Below are 20,232 nucleotides of genomic sequence, written 5' to 3' on the forward strand. Positions count from 1 at the left end.
AAGAACCCACGCTTCTCGGTACGTGATGTGCGCGTGGTGCCGGGGAAAAAAGACGGTGACGGGCCCGGGGCCGGTCGGCACCGGGGCGGGAGGCGGCCCGGCGGGGGGGGGGGGGGGGGGGGCGGGGGCCGCCGGGGGGGGCGGGGGCGCTGCCGGCTCGCCGAAGTTGTACGCGATCGTCGCCAGCAAGCTGTGCGAACGGAAACGCGTTTCCGCGCGCGAGTTCGCCGGGGTCACGGCCACCGTCTTCACGTTATCGACGTTGAAGAAGCGATACTTCAGGCCGATGTCGATGTTGGTGGTGATCGGTGCACGCACACCGGCAATCGCCTGATAGGCAAAGCGGGTGTCGCTGTCGTCGAGCAGGATGACCTCAGCCTGAGGCGCGGTGCGGAAGCGATTGATCGCGCCCTTCACACGAGCCACACCGGCGCCGCCGCCGACGTAACCGCTGATGCCGTCGTCGCTACCGAAGTCGAGCAGGCCGTTGACCATGAAGCTGAGCGCGGTGGTGTTGCCACCAGCACGACGGCCGTTGATCTCGTCGACTTCTGCACGCTTGTAGCCGACTTCACCTTCGAGGCGGAACGCGCCGAAGTCGTAGCCGACGATGCCATCGACATCGAAACCATACTTGGAATCAACGTTGTAGGCGTTGTTGACGGTCGCACCGGCAGCATTCGTCAGATCATACTTCAGATCTTCGACGATCATGCCGCCGCCTTCTGCACCGACGTACCAGGCGCCGTCACGCGCCATGGCAGGCGCTGCCAGAGCCGTAGTGGCGAGCGCTGCCATAATGGCGAGCTTACGCATATTAGTCCCCTTTCAATCAAGGTCCTTCCGGAACCCCGGTTTACGTAACCAAAGCGGCACAACCACGCAAGCGTGCATGTCCCACATCTGTTGCGGATTTGTCGCAGCTTCAGACGAAGAAAAGGAGCGACCCCCTGCTCAGATGCGCACTTAACTCACGCTTTGGCGTTCGGTTTCTCGCGCTGCAAAAAAAACTGCCTATGTGTCGATCAGACCATGCTCGCGCAGGGCCCCCAGGATCGCGTTCAGCGTACTCCGAGCTTCCATATCCAAGGTCGCGCCCCCTGCCGGGCCGGTGATCGCAGGACGGCGCGGACCCACCACACGGAGACCGTCCACCGCCAGTCCGGCTACCGGCAAAGGGGCGTCCTGCCATGCCGCGCCATCGTGCCAGACCCAGCGTTGCCGGTCCTTGAGCCACGCCCGCATTCCATCGACGGGCGCGACGAAGCGCCAGCCACCGCCGGTCCACGTCGCGATATTACCCGCTCGCCCCGCCCATGCGCCGCTGGCCCCGTCTCCCACGATCCAGCTATCGCCGGCTGCGGGCACGGCGGGCGGCGTAGCGGTCGCATGCTCCGCGACGGCCGGGTGCAGCGCGGCATCAATGCGCGTCAGCGCTTCATTATGATGGAGTTCCTTCTGTGCCTGCCCTGCCTGCAACAGCGGCAACGCGAAGCGTGCACTAAGCTCGGTCACAACCTCTCTCCTTCCGTGGTAAACCGCGCTGTGGCGGGCGTGGGCGATGCGCCCGCAGCGCCCAGTTGGGTGACCGCCAGTTCGAACCATGACGCTGCCCCGGCGCCGTCCGCCGTCATCATCGCCGGAGTGTACGTAAAGGCCGGGGTATCTGTCTCGACAGTACGCACCATCCCCACCGCCGCCGATCTCGTCACCCTGCCGGCGCGCGCCGATCTGCCGCTGGTCGCCACCCTGTCACCCGATGGCGCCGCCCCGCCCCGCCGCCTCGCCACTCTCGTTGCCCCGCAGCCCGCGCCGGGGCAGGTCGCGATCCGCATCAACGGCAGCATCGGCGATTATCGCGCGGGCGATGAAATCTGGTGCGACCGCATCGCGCCCGAAGGGTTCGCCGACGCGCTCAATCGCGACATGCTCGTGCCGCTTCCCGCCGGCCGGCTGCTGTTCGGCCGCCTGATCGCGCATGAGGCCGGTCGCCTCCACCTGCTCCCGCCCGGCCCCGGCACACGCACGCAGACGATCGACGCCCCGCCGTGGGCCGCCGTCGCCATCCGGCTCATCCGCCGATTGTAGTGCGCCGTTCGCCCCTTAGGTCGCGCGACGTCGAGACACGCCCCGCACCCTCAGTCCACCCGCCGTAGCCCGGCGGCATACACGGCCCGCCGCGCGGCATAGCCCCCGGCGGACTCCTTCAGCCGCGCGACCGCGTCCGCATCCAGCATCCGCACCGCGCGCGCCGGCGCGCCCACGATCAGGCTGCCGGGCGGAAAGCTCTTGCCCTCCGTTACCAGCGCGCCCGCGCCGATCAGGCAGTCGTCGCCGATCACCGCGCCGTTCAGCACCGTCGCGCCCATGCCCACCAGCACCCGGTTGCCCAGCGTGCAGCCGTGCAGCACCGCGCGGTGGCCGATCGTGCAATCCTCGCCGATCGCCAGCGGCACGCCCGGATCGGAATGGAGCACCGCCCCCTCCTGCACGTTGCTGCGCGCGCCCACCGTGATCGGCGTATTGTCCGCGCGGATCGCCGCGCCGAACCACACGCTCGCCTCTGCCCCCAGCCGCACGTCGCCGATCAGGTCGGCCGATGGCGCCACCCACGCCGATCCGTCGTCCGGCAGCGTCGGCCGCCGGCCCTCGATCTCGTACAGCGGCATCAGACGGCCGCCTTCGCGCGCTCGCGATAGGCGTGGAGCAGCGGCTCGGTATAGCCGTTGGGCTGCGCTACCCCCTCGAACACCAGCGCCCGCGCCGCCTGAAAGGCGAGGCTCTCGTCCTCGCGCCCCGCCATCGGCCGGTACAGCGGGTCGCCCGCGTTTTGCGCATCCACCTTGGCCGCCATCCGCCGCAGCGCGCCCTCCGCCTCCTCCGCCGTCGCCACGCCGTGCAGCAGCCAGTTGGCCATATGCTGCGAGGAGATGCGCAGCGTCGCGCGATCCTCCATCAGCCCCACGTCGTGGATATCGGGCACCTTCGAACAGCCGACCCCCTGATCCACCCAGCGCACGACATAGCCGAGGATGCCCTGCGCGTTGTTCTCCAATTCGTCCGTCACCTCCTGCGGCGACCAGTTGCGGCCGTCCGCCAGCGGCGGCGTCAGCAGCCGGTCGAGCGAGGCGACCGGCTCGGCCGCGCGCTCCGCCTGACGGTCGAACACGTCGACCGCGTGGTAATGCGTCGCGTGCAGCGTGGCGGCGGTGGGCGAGGGCACCCAGGCGGTATTGGCGCCGGTCATGGGATGGCCGATCTTCTGCGCCAGCATGTCGGCCATCCGGTCGGGCGCCGCCCACATCCCCTTGCCGATCTGTGCCCGACCGGAGAAGCCGCAGGCCAGCCCGATCTGCACGTTGCGATCCTCATAGGCGGCGATCCAGTCGCTCGTCTTCATCTCGGCCTTGCGCACCATCGGCCCTGCCCGCATCGAGGTGTGCATCTCGTCGCCGGTCCGGTCGAGGAAGCCGGTGTTGATGAACACGATCCGGTCCTTCACCGCCGCGATGCAGGCGGCCAGGTTGGCGGAGGTCCGCCGTTCCTCGTCCATCACGCCCACCTTGATCGTGTGTCGCGCCAGGCCCAGTACGTCCTCGATCGCATCGAACAATCGGTCGGTAAAGGCTGCCTCGTCCGGCCCGTGCATCTTGGGCTTCACGATATAGACGGAGCCGGCCCGGCTGTTGCGGAAGCGCCCGCTGCCGTTCAGGTCGTGCAGCGCGATCAGCGTGGTCACGATGCCGTCGAGGATGCCCTCCGGCGCCTTGTTGCCATCGGCCAGCAACACCGCCGGCGTCGTCATCAGGTGGCCCACGTTGCGCACGAACAGCAGGCTGCGCGCCGGCAGGGTCAGCGTGCCGCCATCGGCGCTGTCATAGGTGCGATCCTCCTCCAGCGCGCGCGTCAGCGTTTGGTCGCCCTTGGCGAAGCGGGCGGTCAGGTCGCCCTTCATCAGCCCCAGCCAGTTGGCATAGGCCGCCACCTTGTCCTCGGCATCCACCGCCGCGACCGAATCCTCGAGGTCCACGATCGTCGTCAGCGCAGATTCGAGCAGCACGTCGGCGATACCTGCGGGGTCGCCCCGCCCGATCGGATGCGCGGCATCGATCACCACTTCGATGTGCAGGCCGTTGTGACGGAACAGCAGGTTGTCGCCCTTGCGCGCCACCAGTTGCGTCGGGTCCGCCAGCACCGGCAGGCCGCCCGCAAAATCCGCCCACGAAGCCGACAACAGCGGCACCGTCCGATCGAGAAAGCCCTTCGCCCAAGCGATCACCTGCGCGCCCCGTGCCGGATCATAGCCCTTGCCAGCGGGCGACCCCGGCAGCGCATCGGTGCCGTACAGCGCATCGTACAGGCTGCCCCAGCGGGCGTTGGCGGCGTTCAGCACGAAGCGCGCGTTCAGGATCGGCACCACCAGCTGCGGCCCGGCCATCGTCGCCACCTCGGCATCCACGTTTTCCGAGCCGATCATGAACGGCGCCGGCTCCGCCACCAGGTAGCCGATCTCGTGCAGGAACGCCTGATACGCCGCCCCGTCGATCGGGCCGCCAACATGCGCCGTGTGCCAGCCGTCGATCTTCGCCTGCATCACGTCGCGGGTTTCCAGCAGCGCGGCATTGTCCGGCGCGAATCGGGCGTAGATGTCGGCCAGCCCGGCCCAGAAGGCGTCGGCGGCGATGCCGCTGCAGGGCAGCGCCTCCTCCTCGATGAAGCGCACCAGCGATGCCGCGACCTCCAGCCCGTTCTTCGCGATCATCGTCATGCCGTTCGCCTGTTCTGCCCGTCGTCGCCGGCGATCATAGACCAGCCCGGCTGGGACACGGTAGCGAATCGGCAGCTGCGACGGTTTCGCCACGCGAGCGAACGATCGGTGGCGGCAGCCATGCGCTATCGGCCGCCGCCGGGCGCGCGGCGCTATCCTCAAGCCCGATGACGTCCAAGCGGCTCTCCCGGATGACGCAGCGGCTCGGCGCGGCCTTGTCCATGGCGCCACCTGCCGGCTCGATCCCACCGCATCGGGCGCGCGCCGTTACGCCGATGTCGTTGCCCTGCCCGCCGCGACCGGGGCGGAAGCACACGGGAGATAAGCTCGATCCGCACCCCCCCCCCCCGCAAGGCGGTGCGGGAACTGGCATCGATCGGGGAGAGCGTCGCGCCGCGTTCGCCGCGGGATGTCGGCCGGGATCTCGCCGTGGGCCGGCTCGTCCGCATCCCGTCCGATTTCGAGGGTTCGACCGATGTCGGCATCAATGCTGCCCACCCCCGCGCGCCGCATATCCTGCCGCCCGTCACCGCCGTGATCGCGTTCCTGCGCAACCTTTCCACCGATGCCGGCATGGTCGATGCGAACGATTGCCCCCGGATCGGAGCAATGATTGGCTGACCTGAACGCGTTTCGTCGGCATTGCAGCGACTCGGTCCGTTTTGGCGGACGATGATGGAGACGAATATGGAGTCGACTGTCCGGCCGAATCCGGCACTTTATGACGACTCGCGGAGTGTGCTGCTGTTCGCCGACCGGCCCTCGCGCCGCCTGGAGATGCGGACCGTCATCGAATCGCTCGGCGGCCGCGTGGTCGAGGTGGCGCCCATCGCGGGGTCGCTGGCCCGGCTCGATGCGCGTATCTCGCTCGATGCGGTGATCGTCGATGCCGACGAGACATCCGCCGATTTCGAAGCGCTGGCCGCCCGGCTGGATCATGCCGCCGCAGCCGGCAGCTATCGCAGCGTCATCGTCATTCCCCCCGATCTGATCGATCACGCCGCCGCTTTCGCCCCGCACCCGGGGGTCGCCCTCCTGTGCGCGCCCAGCGAGTTCGAGCGCACCGCCGCCGTGGCGGAGGCGATCGCCGAACCCCGCATCCGCCTGCACGACGTGAATTCCGATAACGCCACCCCCCGCCTGCGCCAGCTCAGCGAGGAGATCGGGCGGATCGCCCGCGTACTCGCCACGATGAGCGGAGAGGAGCATGCCGGCGTCGTCGTCCCGCCCCGGCCCGATCCGGTGCCGGCATCCCGGCGCGGGGAAACCATCGTCGATGCGATCCAGGTCCGCGCGATGATCCGCGCCCGCCGGCTGCGCGAGCTGTTCTTCGCCTCCGATCTGTTCGCCGATCCGGCATGGGACATGCTGCTCGACCTGATGGCCGCCCGGCTGGAACGGCGGCAGGTCGCCGTCTCCAGCCTGTGCATCGCCGCCGCCGTGCCGCCGACCACCGCGCTGCGCTGGATCAAGCTGCTCACCGAACAGGGCATCCTGATCCGCATCGCCGATCCGACGGACGGCCGCCGCGTCTTCATCGAACTGTCGGATGCGGCGGCCGAGGGCATGATGAGCTATCTCGCCGCCGCCCAGCGGCTCGCCACGATCACCCCCTGACATGCGCGCGGCCGGCCCCGGCGCGATCATGGTTGATCCATGCCCCGCCCCGCTGCTACGGGCGGGGCATGGTGGCTTAGCTCAGTTGGTAGAGCATCTCGTTTACACCGAGAGGGTCGGCGGTTCGAGCCCGTCAGCCACTACCATGATCGTCGCCCGGCCCCGTCGCCGGACGTCGTCGTGGCGTCTTTTACGGTTTCTGCCGGCTGTGGTGTTCGGGCTGGCGTGCAGACCACGTAACCAGAACGGATCGATGCCTTGCCCGTCCAACTGATACGTCCCAAGCGCTTCTCGGATGATCGCGGCTGGTTCTCCGAAACCTGGCACCAGCAGCGCCTTGTCGATCAGGGCATCACCGTTCCTTTCTGTCAGGACAACCACTCGCTGTCGCGCCCGGTCGGCACGCTCCGTGGCCTGCATTTCCAGGCGCCCCCGCACGCCCAGTCCAAGCTGGTGCGCTGCGTGCGCGGCAGCATCTGGGATGTCGCGGTCGATGTCCGCGCAGGGTCGCCCACCTACGGCCAGTGGGTCGGCGCCACGCTGTCGGCGGAAAATGGCGATCAGCTGTTCATCCCCGCCGGCTTCGCCCACGGCTTCGTCACGCTCGAACCCGATAGCGAGGTCATCTACAAGGTGGACGACTATTACGCGCCGGATTGCGACGGCGGTATCGCGTGGGACGATCCCGATATCGCGCTCCCGTGGCCGCTGTCGGCCGGTGGCCCGGTGCTGTCCGACAAGGATCGCAAGCTGCCCCGCCTCGCCGAGTGGACCAGCCCGTTCGCCTACGACGGCGTGCCGCTCGCGCCGCTCCCGGCCTGACCGCCGCCGCCCCCGCCTTCCCCGGAGCGACCATGACCGAACCTAAACGCATCCTCGTCACCGGCGGCGCCGGCTTCATCGGCTCGGCGCTCGTCCGTCTCCTGATCGCGGAGACCGATTACGAGGTGCTCAACGTCGATGCGCTGACCTACGCCGGCAACGAAAGTTCGCTCGCCCCCGTCGCCGCCGATCCGCGCTACCGCTTCGAGCGGGCCGATATCCGCGATGCCGTCGCGATGGCCCGGCTGCTGGCCGATTTCCGCCCGCACGTCGTCACCCATCTGGCAGCCGAAAGCCACGTCGACCGCTCGATCGACGGCCCCGCCGCCTTCATCGAGACGAACGTCGTCGGCACCTTCACCCTGCTCGCCGCCACGCTCGACTACTGGCGCGGGCTGGCGCCGGACGAACAGGCCGCCTTCCGCTTCCACCACATCTCCACCGACGAGGTGTTCGGCGCGCTGGGCGACGAAGGCTTCTTCACCGAGCAGACGGCCTACGATCCGCGCTCGCCCTATTCGGCGTCGAAGGCCGGATCCGATCATCTGGTCAGTGCGTGGCACCACACCTACGGGCTGCCGGTCGTCACCACCAACTGCTCGAACAACTACGGGCCGTATCACTTCCCCGAGAAGCTGATCCCGCTGATGATCATCAAGTGCCTCGCAGGCGAGCCGCTGCCGGTATACGGCGCCGGCGCCAACGTGCGCGACTGGCTGTATGTGGACGATCACGTGCGTGCCCTGCGCGCGGTTTTCGAGGGCGGGCGGCCGGGCGAAAGCTACATGGTCGGCGGCAATTCGGAACGGACCAACCTCACCGTCGTCAACACCATCTGCGAGACGCTGGACCGCATCCGCCCCCGCGCGGACGGCGCCTCCTACGCCAGCCAGATCAGCTACGTCACCGATCGGCCGGGGCATGATTTCCGCTATGCGATCGATGCCTCCAAGCTGAAGAACGAACTCGGCTGGACCCCGCGCGAGACGTTCGAGAGCGGCATCGAGAAGACGATCCGCTGGTATCTCGACAACGAGGGCTGGTGGCAGGACATCCTTTCCGGCGCCTATGCCGGCGAGCGACTGGGGGTATCGGCATGAAGGGCATCGTTCTGGCCGGCGGCTCCGGCACGCGGCTGCATCCGGCGACGCTGGCGATCAACAAGCAGCTGCTGCCGATCTACGACAAGCCGATGATCTATTACCCGATCTCGATCCTGATGCTGGCCGGCATCCGCGAGATCCTCATCATCTCGTCGCCCGAGTATATCGACAACTACCGTCGCCTGTTCGGCACCGGCGAGGAGTTCGGCCTCGCCATCTCCTATGCCGAACAGCCCAAGCCCGACGGGCTGGCGCAGGCCTTCGTCATCGGTGCGGAGTTTCTTGCCGGCGAGGCGGCATCGCTGGTGCTGGGCGACAACATCTTCTTCGGCGCCGGGATGCGCGAACTGCTGCAAAGCGCGCGCGACCGCACCGAGGGCGCGACCGTGTTCGCCTATCACGTCGATCACCCGGAGGCCTACGGCGTGGTGGAGCTGAACGGCGAAGGCCGCGCGATCAGCATTGAGGAGAAGCCCGCGCAGCCCAAATCGAACTACGCCGTCACCGGCCTTTATTTCTACGACCGCCACGTCACCGAACTCGCAGCCCAGGTCCGCCCGTCGGCGCGCGGGTAATATGAGATCACCGATCTCAACCGCCTCTACATGGAACGCGACGCACTCTACGTCGAGAAGATGGGGCGCGGCTATGCCTGGCTCGATACCGGCACGCACGACAGTCTGGTCGAGGCGTCCGAATTCGTCCGGGTGATCCAGAAACGGCAGAATACGCAGGTCGCCTGCCTCGAAGAGATCGCCTATCTCAACGGCTTCATCGACCGCGATCAGTTGCGCCGGCGTGGCGAGATGTTCGCCAAGACCGCCTATGGCCGTTATCTGCTGGATCTCGCTGCCGACGGCTGAAGACTCGATTACGCTCGACTTCCCCCCGGCGCCGCAAGCATAGTGCGGCGTTCGAGGGGGGCCTCATGCCGATCGTCCGTTTTACTTTCGCCGGTTTCGCGTTCGCCGCGCTGGCCGCCGCGCCGCTATCGGCGCAAACGACCGGCGACGAGCCCGAGATCGTCGTCACCGCGCAGTTGCGCGCGCAGAACCCCATCGACGTGCCGATCGCGCTCAGCGTCGTCACCGGTGCGGATCTGGCGCGGCTGGGGATCGAGGATCTGGAGGCGTTCTCGCGCTTCGTGCCGGGCTTCCTCGTCCAGAACGAATCGCCCAACAACCCCGGCTTCGTCCTGCGCGGTATCACCTCGGACAGCGGCGCGTCGTTCAACGAGCCGCGCGTCTCGATCTTTCAGGATGGCGTCTCTATCTCCAAGTCGCGCGGCTCCTATGTCGAGTTGTTCGACATCGACCGGGTCGAAGTCGCCAAGGGGCCGCAATCGACACTCTACGGGCGCGGCGCGCTGATCGGCGCGGTCAACCTGATTCAGAAGAAGGCCGATCCACGCGGGTTCGGCGCGCTGGCGCGGGCCGATTACGGCAATCAAGACAGCAAGCTGGCCGAGGCCATGGTCAACCTGCCGCTCGCCGCCGATGTCGCCGTCCGCTTCGCTGGCCGCATCCGCAAGCGCGACGGCTATATCCCGTCGCTGCTCGGTGGGCGTGACTTCAACTCGGTCGATACCCGCGCCGGGCGTGGCTCGCTCCACGCGCAAACCGGCGGACTGACGGTAGACCTGATCGGCAATTACGAACTGGACCGGCAGGCCGGCACACCGTTCAAGTCCACCACCTTCCGCCCGACAGACCCCGCCACCGGCGCGGTGATCGGTGATGCGGGGCGCAACAGCGGCGCCGCGCTCGCGCCCGCCGCCGGGTTCGAGGGGGGCCGCCCGCTCGGCACCCGGCGCGAGGTGTGGGGCGTCAGCGCGCTGGCCAGCTATGAACTCTCCGATTCGCTGAAACTCGATTCGGTCACGGCCTATCGCCGGTTCGACGCGTTCGGCATTTTCGATGCGGACGGCCTCTCGCTGCCGATCCTCACCGCCGCCGACGATGTGACGGGCAAACAGGCCAGCCAGGACCTGCGCCTCACCTACACCGCCGATCGCCTCACCGCCTTCGTCGGCGCCAGCTACTTCCACGAAAACGGATCGCAGCGAACGCCCGCCACCTTCGACGAGCGCGCGCTGGTCGCCCGGCTGGCGGGCGCGCTGAACGGCGGGCTGCCCGGCCGCCCCGCCACCGATCCCGCGCCGCTCGGCCTGTTCGCCAACCCGGCCTTCACCGGCGCGCTGGTGCAGGGCATCGCCGCCGCCTCGGGCGTCGCGCTGTCGCCGGCACAGGCCATGGCGATCGGCGCGAACCTGAAGGCGGATCATTCGGAGCAAAGCACCAACTTCGCCCGTACCAATGCGTACGACGTGTTCGGCGACGTCACCTACGCGCTGACCGACCGCATCGAGCTGGGCGGCGGCCTGCGCTACAGCCACGACTCGAAGCGTACCCGCTACAGCGCCAGCGTGCTCAACGGCCGGTCGATCGCCGGCGGGCTGATCGCCGCATTCGCACAGCCACCGGCGGTGCGCGATGCGCTGCTCGGGGCGCTGGCCGTGCCGGGCGCCGCCACCATCCCGCCGTCCGCCGCCTACCCCGTGCCGCTGTTCGGCCTCAGCACCCAGCCCACCGCCGGCAACGGCACCGTGGACGAGGCGCGGCTCACCAACGGCGGCTTCTCGTGGAGGCTCACCGCGCGCTATGAGGCAAGCCGCGCCGCCAGCCTGTACCTCACCTACGCGCGCGGGCGCCGGCCACGGGTGCTGTCCGGCACCAGCCCGGCAGAGCCGTTCGGCCGCGCCACCTTCGCCGTGTTGCCCAACGAGCGGGTGGACAGCTACGAGGCCGGCATCAAGACGGCACTGGCGAACCGCACCCTGTTCCTCGACGGCGCGGTGTTCCTCTACGATTACGCCAATTTCCAGACGATCGTGCAGCAGGGCATCCAGCTCGTCACCACCAACGCCGGGCGTGCGCGCAGCTACGGGTTCGAGGGGCAGGCCCGCTTCGTGCCGAGCCGCGCCGTCTCGCTGTTCGCCAGCTATGCGTACAACCACAGCCGCTTCCGCTCGGGCCTTCGCGACGGTAACCGCTTTCGCCTCTCGCCCGATCACATGGGCTCGGTCGGCGCTACCCTCTCCGCGCCGGTTGCGGCAGGCCGCGTCTCCTTCTCGCCGAACCTGACCTATCAGAGCCGGATCTATTTCGACGACGACAACGACCGCGCCGATCTCCAGCGCCCGCCCGCCAGCCTCGTCGCCGATCTGCTCCGCGATGAGACGCAGGGCGGCTACGCGCTCGCCAACGCGCGCCTCGGCTACGAACCGGACGGCGGGCGGTGGAAGATCGAGGGCTACGTCGAGAACCTGTTCGATCGCCATTACATCCGCGACGCCGGCAACACCGGCGATGCGATCGGCCTCGCCACCTTCGTCGCGGGCGATCCCCGCTTCTACGGCCTGAGCGCGACCATCCGCTTCGGCGACGTGCGCTGACCGACGCCGCCGCGATCCCGCCGCCCGCCGCCCGGCCCCGCGCCACGCGCCTCCGCGAAATATCAGCGCGGCGACGCAGCCTGTTCGGCATCCTCGTGCTCGGGCTGATGCTGCTGCTCTGCGCGCCGATGTTCGTCGATCTCGTCTGCCACGATGCCCCGCGCGCCGAAGCGGGCGTGATCTCCTATCGCGGCTGGGGACGGCTCACCGCCCCGGTCGAACTTAGCGGGCAATGGCGGCTGGTGTGGCTCGGCCACGACGGTTCGGCCATCCCGCCTGGCGCCACCACGCCTGCGCTAGTCCCGGGCCAGTGGAGTGGCCTCGCCATGCCCGACGGGCAGCGCCTGCCACCATCCGGGCTGGTCAGCTACCGCCTGATCCTGCGCGATCTGGCGGCCGGCCATTACACCCTCCACATCCCGATCACCTTCGCCGCCGAGCGCATCTATATCGACGGGCGGCCCGTCGCCGGCGCGGGACGGATCGCCACCAACGCCGCCGGCACGCGATACGACCTGCGCAGCCACGAAATATCGTTCGAGACGAACGGCGCACCGGTCGCGCTGCGGATCGATCTCGCCGCCTTCCTCCACCGCGACAACGGCTTCGTCGACGCGCTGATCTTCGGCGAGGCGCAGCCGATGCGTCGCTGGATCGCGCTGGAATGGATGAAGGACCTGCTGTTCCACAGCGCGCTGCTGCTGCTCGCGCTCAACGCGCTGGTCGCCTACCTTTTCCGGCGGCAGGATCGCGCCTCGCTGTATCTGGCGCTGGCGGCGCTATGCGCGATCCCGGGCACGGCGATCCTCAGCTACGACAACATCCTGCTGCTGGCGCTGCCGTTCCTCAATTTCACCGCCGTGCTGGCGCTGCAATATATCCCCACGGCCGCCTCGATCGGCTTCTTCCTCGCATACTCGCGCGCGCTGTTCCCGCGCGAGACGCCGCGGTGGTTGTTCCGCGTCCTGCTCGCGCTCGTCGGCGCCTTCTTCCTCGCGCAGTGCCTCGCCTTTTCGCGCGGTGATACATTGCTCGCCTCGCACATCGCGGTTGCGTGGCCGGCGGTGCTGGGCTTCACCCTGCTCGGCGTGATCGGCATCGTGCTGCGCGCGGTGCTGCGCGGGCGGGATGGCGCGCTGGTGTTCCTGCTCGGCATCGCGATCTTTACGATCTTCTCGGTCAACGCGGCGCTTGTCTGGTCGGATATCGTGCCGGACCGCTATCTGCTCGGCACCGCCTCGCTGCCGCTGGGCATGCTGATGCTGCTGTTCTCGCACTTCGTCGTCGTGGCGGAACGGTGGACGCTCGCCATCGTCGCCGCCGAACGGATCAACGCCGATCTGCGCGAGCTGATCGAGGTCACCTCCGCCATCACGTCGGAAATGCAGCTCGACACGTTGCTCGCGCGCATCGTGGAGGTGACGAGCCGCATCCTCAACGCCGACCGCAGCACGCTGCTGCTCCACGACGAGCGCACCGGCGAACTCTGGTCACTCGTGGCGGAAGGCCTCACCACGCGCGAGATCCGTATGGACGCAAGCGAGGGGCTGGCCGGCCACGCCTTCACCCACGGCGAGGTGCTGAACATCGCCGACGCCTATGCCGACCCGCGCTTCAACCGCGCGATCGACATCGCCACCGATTACCGCACCGGCAGCATCCTCACGATGCCCGTCACCGCGCGCGACGGCCGCCGGCTGGGCGTGATGCAGACGCTCAACCGCCGCGACGGGCGTCCGTTCGGCGAGGACGACGTGACCCGCATGGTCGCCTTCGCAGCACAGGCCGCGATCGCGATCGACAACGCCACGCTGTTCGCCGAGGTCGTCACCTCGCGCAATTATAACGAGAGCATCCTGCGCTCGATGTCGTCGGGCGTCGTCACGCTCGATCGCGATGCCGGCATCGCCAAGCTGAACGCCGCCGCCAGCGCCATCCTGGGCGTGCCCGCAGACCAGCTCGAAGGCGTCGATGCACGCGCCCTGCTCGCCAGCACGAACCCGTGGCTGCTCACCGAGATCGAAGCCGTCGCCGCCACCGGCGAGCGCAAGCTGCTGATCGACGTCGATCTCGTCACGGTGGGCGAGCGGGTGATCGCCACCAACATCACCATCGTGCCGCTGATCGGGGAGAACGGCCCCGCCGGCCTGCTGCTGCTGATCGAGGACATCAGCGAGGGCAAGCGGATGCAGAGCGCGATGCGCCGCTTCATGACGCAGAAGGTGGTCGATCAGGTGCTCCAGCGCGGCGACGAACTGCTGTTCGGCACCGCCTGCAACGCCAGCGTCCTGTTTGCCGATATCCGCAACTTCACGACGATGGCCGAGGCGCTCACCCCGCGCGAGACGGTGGACATGCTCAACGAGGCGTTCACCGAATTCTTCGAGGCGGTGGCGGCCAACGACGGCGTGCTCGACAAGTTCATCGGCGATGCGATCATGGCGGTGTACGGCGCGCCGCTGCCCACCGGCCGCGATCCCGAGAATGCGGTGGAGAGCGCGGTGCAGATGCTGCGCGCGCTCCATCTGCTGAACGAACGGCGCGGCGGCCGGGCGCTGCCACCGCTGCGGCTGGGCGTGGGCATCGCTACCGGCGAGGTGGTGGCGGGCACGATCGGCAGCCCCAAGCGCATGGATTACACCGTGATCGGCGACAGCGTGAACCTGTCCTCCCGCCTCCAGGATCTGACCAAGGGCTACGGCGTGGAGGTGCTGGTATGCGAGACGACCGCAGCCGCCGTCGCCGGCCGCCACCCTTTACGCGAACTCGATCTCATCCTCGTGCGCGGCCGCCAGCGCCCGGCCAAGATCTTCCAGGTGCTGATCGAGCCGGCGGACGAGGCGTTGCTCGATCACTACCAGCGTGGCCGCGACCGGCTGGCCGCGCGCGACTGGACGGGGGCCGCCACCGCCTTCCGCGCCGCGCTGGTGCGCGATCCCGCCGATCGCCCCGCACAACTGATGCTCGCCCGCGCCGAGGCGCTCGCCACCGATCCGCCGGCGGCCGACTGGAACGGCGTATGGCACGCCGCCGCCAAATAACCCCGCGCGCCCGGCCGACGATGCTCAGGCGGCTGGCGTGGGGTCTGGCGGTGGCCATTCTCGTGCCGGTCGCGGGGCTGGGCGTCGTGCTGGGCGGCCTCTATCTTCATTCGCCGGTGCAGGCGCTCGACACCGCCGATAGGCTGCTGGGCGGCGACGCACCGGCCATCCGCGTGGCCGAGGGCGTGCCGTTCGCGCCCGGTCTCGCACTCGATGTGTGGGTGCCGCCGCGCGAAGTGGCCGGGCCGCATCCAGTGCTGGTGTTCTTCTACGGCGGCTCGTGGGTGAACGGTCGGCGGCAGGATTACGGCTTCGCCGCCCGGGCCTATGCCGAACGCGGCTTCGTCGTGGTGGTGCCCGATTATCGCAAGGTGCCGGCCGCGCGCTTCCCCGCCTTTCTTCGGGACGGTGCGGCGGCGGTCGGCTGGGCGGAACGCAACGCCGCCCGCTTCGGCGGCGATCCCCGGCGTCTCGCGCTCGCCGGTCATTCGGCGGGCGCGTGGATCGCCACGATGCTGGCGCTCGATCGCCGCTGGCTCGCCGCCGCCGGGGTGCGCCCCGACGTTGTCCGCGCGGTCGTCGGGCTGGCGGGGCCATATGATTTCTCCCCGTTCCGCTGGCAGGCGGCGCGCGACGCACTCGGCAACGCAGCCAACCCGCGCGACACCCAGCCGATCCGTTTCGCCCGCCGCGATGCGCCGCCGTTGTGGCTCGCCACCGGGGATGCGGACGATGAGGTGAGGCCGCGCAACAGCCGTGCGCTCGCCGCCCGCCAGCAGGCGCTGGGCAGTCGCACGACGGTGCTGCGCGTCTATCCGGGTCTCGGCCATCCCGGCATCGTGATGGCGCTGTCCCGCCCGTTCCGCCGGCTGGCCCCCGTGCTGGACGACAGCGCCGCCTTTCTCCGGGCGAACACCGCCCCCGTTCGATAGGGCGGTCAGGCGGCGGGCAGCGCCTCGACGTAGTCCGCCTCGGTCTTGGCGCGCACCTCGTCCGCCGTCACGCCGTCGGCCAGTTCGATCAGGCGGAACGGGCCGGTGCGGTCGGTCCGCTCGAACACGGCGAGGTCGGTGATGATGAGGTCCACCACCCCCGCGCCGGTCAGCGGCAGCGTGCAGGCCTTGCGGAACTTGGCCGAGCCGTCCTTGGAGACGTGATCCATGATGACGATGATGCGGCGGCACCCGGCGACGAGGTCCATCGCCCCGCCCATGCCCTTCACCATCTTGCCCGGGATCATCCAGTTGGCGATGTCGCCATTCTCGGCCACTTCCATCGCGCCCAGCACGGAAAGGTCCATGTGCCCGCCACGGATCATCGCGAAGCTGTCCGCGGAGGAAAAATAAGCGGTGCGCGCCACTTCCGTCACGGTCTGCTTGCCGGCGTTGATGAGGTCGGCGTCCACCTCCGCCTCGGTCGGGAACGGGCCGACGCCCAGCATCCCGTTCTCGCTCTGCAACGTCACGTCGATGCCCGGCGCGATGTGGTTGGCCACCAAGGTCGGGATGCCGATGCCGAGGTTCACATAATAGCCGTCGCCCAGCTCGCGTGCGGCGCGGGCGGCCATCTGGTTGCGGTCCATCGGCATCAGTTCGCTCCCTCGGCACGGACGGTGCGTTGCTCGATCCGCCTCTCGAACGTGCCGGTCACCAGCCGCTGCACGTAGACGCCGGGGGTGTGCACCGCATCGCCGTCGAATGCGCCTTCCTCAACGATCTCCTCCACCTCGGCCACGGTCACGCGGCCGGCGGTGGCGACGTTCGGATTGAAGTTGCGGCTCGTCTTTCGGTAGATCAGGTTGCCGCTGCGATCACCCTTCCACGCCTTCACGATCGCCAGATCGGCCACGATCCCGCGCTCCAGGATATAGGTTTCGCCGTCGAACTCGGCATGTGGCTTGCCCTCGGCCACCAGCGTGCCCACGCCGGTGCGAGTGTAGAAACCGGCGATCCCCGCGCCGCCCGCGCGCAGCCGTTCGGCCAGCGTGCCCTGCGGGTTGAACTCGATCTCCAACTCGCCGGCCAGATATTGCCGGGCGAACTCCTTGTTCTCGCCCACGTAGGAGGAGATCATCTTGCGGATCTGGCGCGTGTCCAGCAGCACGCCCAGCCCGAAGCCGTCGATCCCGCAATTGTTCGATACGATGGTCAGGTCGCGCACCCCGCTGTCGCGGATCGCGTTGATGAGGTTCTCGGGGATACCGCAGATGCCGAAACCACCGGCGGCGATGGTCATGCCATCGAACAGCAGGCCATCGAGGGCGGCGTCGGCATCGGCGTGGACTTTGTTCATGGCGTCTTTGTCTCCGCTGCACTGCGGCACGTCAAGGCGCCGCGTCGTGTCGCCGCCCGATCAGCGGACCGGGCGGACCCAGCCGTGCGGATCCGGCGCCGTGCCGCGCTGGATCGCGGTCAGCGCATCGCGCAGCCGCATCGTCTCGATCCCCGGGCCGCCGTTGCCGATGGTGAAATTATGCGTCTGTCCACGCACCTCCACGATCGGGGTGATGACCGCCGCCGTGCCGCAGGCGAACGCCTCGCGCAGTCGACCCGAGCGGGCATCCTCCAGCCACTGGTCGATCGCATAGCGTTCCTCACGCACCGTGATCCCCCCGGCGCGCGCCAGCGTGAGCAGCGAATCGCGGGTGATGCCGGGCAGGATGGTGCCGCCCAGCGGCGGCGTGACGAGCGAACCGTCATCCATCACGAAGAAGGTGTTCATGCCGCCGAGCTCCTCCACCCAGCGCTGCTCCACCGCGTCGAGGAACACCACCTGATCGCAGCCGTGGCCGATCGCCTCCTTCTGCGCGATCAGGCTGCTGGCATAGTTGCCGCCGCACTTGGCCGCCCCGGTGCCGCCCCGCGCGGCGCGGGTGTAATGCTCGGACAACCACACGCTGATGCCGGGCTTGCCGCCCTTGAAATAGGCGCCGACCGACGAGGCGATCACGATGAACTTGTATTCCGCCGAGGGCTTCACCCCGAGGAACGTCTCACTGCCGAACATGAAGGGCCGCAGGTAAAGGCTGCCCTCCCCTTCCGGGATCCAGTCGCGGTCGATGCGGATCAACTGTTCCAGCGCTTCGACAAAGGTGTCTTCCGGCAGCGACGGCATCGCCATACGCTCGGCGGATTCGTTGAAGCGGCGGGCGTTGGCATCGGGGCGAAACAGCACCACGTCACCGCTCGGCACGCGATAGGCCTTCAGCCCCTCGAAAATCTCCTGCGCATAATGCAGCACCGCGCAGGCCGGGTCGATCGACAACGGGCCGCGCGCCTCCACGCGGGCATCGTGCCAGCCCTTCGCCTCGTTCCACTCGATCACCACCATGTGATCGGTGAATACCCGTCCGAAGCCCGGATCCTGCAACATCGCGGCGCGCAAATCGGCGGCGATCGGCTTGGCGTTGGGGCTGATCTGGAACTCGGACATCGTCTCTCTCTCGACGGCTCATCAGGCGGCCTTCCGCCTTGGACAGATGCCGCCGCCGATGCCAGAAAAATCGGTGCCGGGCTATTCCGCGACGGCGGCTCGCCCCAGCCCGAACAGGCGGCCCAGCGACTTGTCGAGCATCAGCAACTGCCACAGCAGCCGGCCATGGTCGCTGCGCCCGGCGCGGTGGTCGGCCGTGAGCGAGGCGATCGTGGCGGCATCGAACCAGCCGGTTTCGGCCAGCGCCGATCCGTGCGCGATCGCCTCCGCCGCCCCCGCCAGCGGCCCGCGGAACCATGCGCCGATCGGGGTGACGAAGCCCATCTTGCGCCGATGCAGGATCTCGTCGGGCAGATGGCCGGCCAGCGCGCGCTTCATCAGCCACTTGCCCGATCCGCCGCGCACCCGCATCGAGACGGGCAGCGTTGCAGCGTATTCCACCAGCCGGTGGTCGAGCAACGGCTCGCGCGCCTCCAGCCCCACCGCCATGCTCGTGCGGTCCACCTTGGTCAGGATGTCGCCGGGCAGCCAGATCTTGATGTCGGCATATTGCGCGCGATCCAGCGCATCACGCGCGGGGGCGGCACGCATCGCCGCGACGTAGCGATCCTCGGCGCGGTGCCCGCCCAGCAGGCGTGCGGCCTCCGGCGCATACAGGCGCGCGCGCAGTTCGGGCGGGGTGACGCCCACCGAACGCGCATAGGCCTCCTCGCCCGATCGCCCCAGCGCCTGCAGCGTCGTCTTGGCGCGCAGCCGCTGCGGCGCCCAGTCCAGCTTGGGGAAGCGATCGCCAAGCGCCCCGATCGCCGATCGCGCACGCCCCGGCAGCAGCGCCCGCGCGCGCTCCTCGGCCAAGTGAAAGGCGTGGCGGCGGTAGCCGGCGAACGCCTCGTCCGCGCCGTCACCCGAAAGCGCCACCGTCACCCGCTCGCGCGCCAGTTCGCACACCCGGTAGGTGGGCAGCGCGGAGGCATCGGCGAACGGCTCGTCGAAGGCGGCGGCCAGCGTGTCGATCAGCCCGAAATCGCCCGCCGCCACCATCCGGGTGCGATGGCGCGTGGCGAAGCGATCCGCCACGATCCTGGCGAACCGCGTCTCGTCGTGGCTCGCCTCGTCGAAGCCGATCGAGCAGGTCTCGACCGCGTGATCCGAAACCTCGGCCATCATCGCCACCACCGCCGAGGAATCGACCCCGCCGGACAGGAACGCCCCCAGCGGCACGTCTGCCACCATGCGCGATCGCACGCCCTCGCGCAGGTGGTGGAGCAGTTTCGCCTCGCGCGCCGCCACTGATCCGCGTGCGCGATCGGCGAAGCTCACGTCCCACCACTGCACCGGCCGCCCCAGCGGCATCCCCCGGCGCGCCGCCAGCCAGTGCCCGGCCGCGAGCTTCTTCACGCCCGCCACGATGCACGCATCGTCCGGCACGTAGCCCAGCCCGAGGTAATCATCGACGGCGGTGAAATCAGGCGTGCGGCGCAGCATCGGGTGGGCGAGCAGCCCCTTGAGTTCGGACGCGAAGATCAGCGCGCCGTCCGCCAGTTCGGCATAATGCAGCGGCTTCACCCCCAGCCGGTCGCGCGCCAAGAACAGCGTGCCGTCCACCGCGTCGTGGATGGCGAAGGCGAACATGCCGTTCAGCCGGGGCAGCACGTCCGGCCCCCACTGCCGCCAGCCACGCAGGATCACCTCGGTATCGCCATGCGTGGTGAAGACGTGGCCCAGCGCCTCAAGCTCGGCCCGCACCTCGGTGAAATTATACACCTCGCCGTTGAAGGTGAGGGCGTAGCGCCCATCCTCCGTCACCATCGGCTGCGGGCTGCCGGCCACGTCGATGATCGCGAGCCGGCGATGGCCCAGGCCGACGCCCGGTGCGGTCCACACCCCCTCGCCGTCCGGCCCGCGATGCGCCTGCACCTGCGTCATCGCGCGCACGCGCTGCGGATCGACCGGCTTGGCCATGCTCAGGTGGAAGATACCGGCGATGCCGCACAT

16 protein-coding genes, 1 tRNA gene and 1 pseudogene are annotated in these 20,232 nt (G+C 68.9%); 10 read left to right on the forward strand and 8 right to left on the reverse strand.

Translation table 11 applies throughout. From position 1 onward, the window contains the following. Together FOY91_RS05035 and FOY91_RS05040 are read right to left on the reverse strand one after the other, a co-directional pair. Positions 1-816, reverse strand: an 816-nt coding sequence (locus FOY91_RS05035) for an outer membrane protein (protein ID WP_145148784.1), incomplete at its 3' end; no start/stop codon positions are given. Between the two features lie 198 nt (positions 817-1,014). Beyond that, entirely contained in the window at positions 1,015-1,515 is a 501-nt protein-coding gene (locus FOY91_RS05040; protein ID WP_238995257.1) for a DUF2793 domain-containing protein, read from the reverse strand. Positions 1,516-1,584: 69 nt separating this feature from the next. Between FOY91_RS05040 and FOY91_RS05045 the strand changes: the two genes are divergently transcribed. Next, a complete protein-coding gene (locus tag FOY91_RS05045) occupies positions 1,585-2,088 on the forward strand; it encodes an XRE family transcriptional regulator (RefSeq protein ID WP_145148787.1) in 504 nt (167 codons plus the stop codon). 50 nt (positions 2,089-2,138) lie between these two features. On the opposite strand, the gene FOY91_RS05050 is transcribed toward FOY91_RS05045, so the two are convergent. Both FOY91_RS05050 and FOY91_RS05055 read right to left on the reverse strand, forming a co-directional pair. Further along, positions 2,139-2,669, reverse strand: a complete 531-nt coding sequence (locus tag FOY91_RS05050) for a gamma carbonic anhydrase family protein (RefSeq protein ID WP_145148789.1) — start codon at positions 2,667-2,669, stop codon at positions 2,139-2,141. Next, positions 2,669-4,768, reverse strand: coding sequence for a malate synthase G (locus FOY91_RS05055; RefSeq protein WP_145148791.1), 2,100 nt, complete (start codon positions 4,766-4,768; stop codon positions 2,669-2,671). The genes FOY91_RS05050 and FOY91_RS05055 overlap by 1 nt, the downstream gene beginning before the upstream one ends. A 429-nt stretch (positions 4,769-5,197) precedes the next feature. On the opposite strand from FOY91_RS05055, the gene FOY91_RS05060 reads away from it, so the two are divergent. The 9 genes and pseudogenes from FOY91_RS05060 (at position 5,198) to FOY91_RS05100 (ending at position 15,737) form a co-directional block, all read left to right on the forward strand. Then, a complete protein-coding gene (locus tag FOY91_RS05060; protein ID WP_145148793.1) occupies positions 5,198-5,389 on the forward strand; it encodes a hypothetical protein in 192 nt (63 codons plus the stop codon). 66 nt (positions 5,390-5,455) lie between these two features. After that, complete coding sequence (locus FOY91_RS05065; protein WP_145148795.1) at positions 5,456-6,385, forward strand: helix-turn-helix domain-containing protein; 930 nt, start codon at positions 5,456-5,458, stop codon at positions 6,383-6,385. Between the two features lie 70 nt (positions 6,386-6,455). Further along, positions 6,456-6,531, forward strand: a tRNA-Val gene (locus tag FOY91_RS05070). A 112-nt stretch (positions 6,532-6,643) separates the two neighbouring features. Further along, on the forward strand, positions 6,644-7,207 hold the full coding sequence (rfbC, locus tag FOY91_RS05075) for a dTDP-4-dehydrorhamnose 3,5-epimerase (protein WP_145148797.1): 564 nt from the start codon (positions 6,644-6,646) through the stop codon (positions 7,205-7,207). Between the two features lie 32 nt (positions 7,208-7,239). Beyond that, positions 7,240-8,307: a dTDP-glucose 4,6-dehydratase gene (gene rfbB / locus FOY91_RS05080; RefSeq protein WP_145148799.1), complete on the forward strand. Its 1,068-nt coding sequence runs from the start codon at positions 7,240-7,242 to the stop codon at positions 8,305-8,307. Continuing rightward, positions 8,304-9,173 (forward strand): annotated as a pseudogene (gene rfbA, locus FOY91_RS05085) (glucose-1-phosphate thymidylyltransferase RfbA). Before rfbB ends, rfbA begins: the two are co-directional and overlap by 4 nt. 65 nt (positions 9,174-9,238) lie before the next feature. After that, on the forward strand, positions 9,239-11,764 hold the full coding sequence (locus FOY91_RS05090; RefSeq protein WP_145148801.1) for a TonB-dependent receptor: 2,526 nt from the start codon (positions 9,239-9,241) through the stop codon (positions 11,762-11,764). Positions 11,765-11,859: 95 nt separating this feature from the next. Beyond that, positions 11,860-14,805 (forward strand): adenylate/guanylate cyclase domain-containing protein, encoded by a 2,946-nt coding sequence (locus FOY91_RS05095; protein WP_145148803.1) that lies wholly within the window; start codon positions 11,860-11,862, stop codon positions 14,803-14,805. Next, the gene (locus FOY91_RS05100) at positions 14,784-15,737 is read left to right on the forward strand and encodes an alpha/beta hydrolase (protein WP_238995258.1); all 954 of its coding nucleotides are present in this window, start codon (positions 14,784-14,786) and stop codon (positions 15,735-15,737) included. Before FOY91_RS05095 ends, FOY91_RS05100 begins: the two co-directional genes overlap by 22 nt. Before the next feature lie 5 nt (positions 15,738-15,742). On the opposite strand, the gene FOY91_RS05105 is transcribed toward FOY91_RS05100, so the two are convergent. From FOY91_RS05105 to FOY91_RS05120, 4 genes are all read right to left on the reverse strand, one after another. Next, positions 15,743-16,393, reverse strand: coding sequence for a 3-oxoacid CoA-transferase subunit B (locus tag FOY91_RS05105; RefSeq protein ID WP_145148805.1), 651 nt, complete (start codon positions 16,391-16,393; stop codon positions 15,743-15,745). Then, positions 16,393-17,097: a CoA transferase subunit A gene (locus tag FOY91_RS05110; RefSeq protein ID WP_145148807.1), complete on the reverse strand. Its 705-nt coding sequence runs from the start codon at positions 17,095-17,097 to the stop codon at positions 16,393-16,395. Before FOY91_RS05110 ends, FOY91_RS05105 begins: the two co-directional genes overlap by 1 nt. A gap of 60 nt (positions 17,098-17,157) precedes the next feature. Next, positions 17,158-18,237, reverse strand: coding sequence for a branched-chain amino acid aminotransferase (locus tag FOY91_RS05115; protein WP_145148809.1), 1,080 nt, complete (start codon positions 18,235-18,237; stop codon positions 17,158-17,160). A gap of 81 nt (positions 18,238-18,318) precedes the next feature. Beyond that, positions 18,319-20,232 carry an XrtA/PEP-CTERM system amidotransferase gene (locus tag FOY91_RS05120; RefSeq protein WP_145148811.1) on the reverse strand — a complete coding sequence of 638 codons (1,914 nt, stop codon included), beginning with the start codon at positions 20,230-20,232 and terminating at the stop codon, positions 18,319-18,321.

This window comes from Alterirhizorhabdus solaris (assembly GCF_007785815.1).
Taxonomy (GTDB): Bacteria; Pseudomonadota; Alphaproteobacteria; order Sphingomonadales; family Sphingomonadaceae; genus Alterirhizorhabdus; species Alterirhizorhabdus solaris.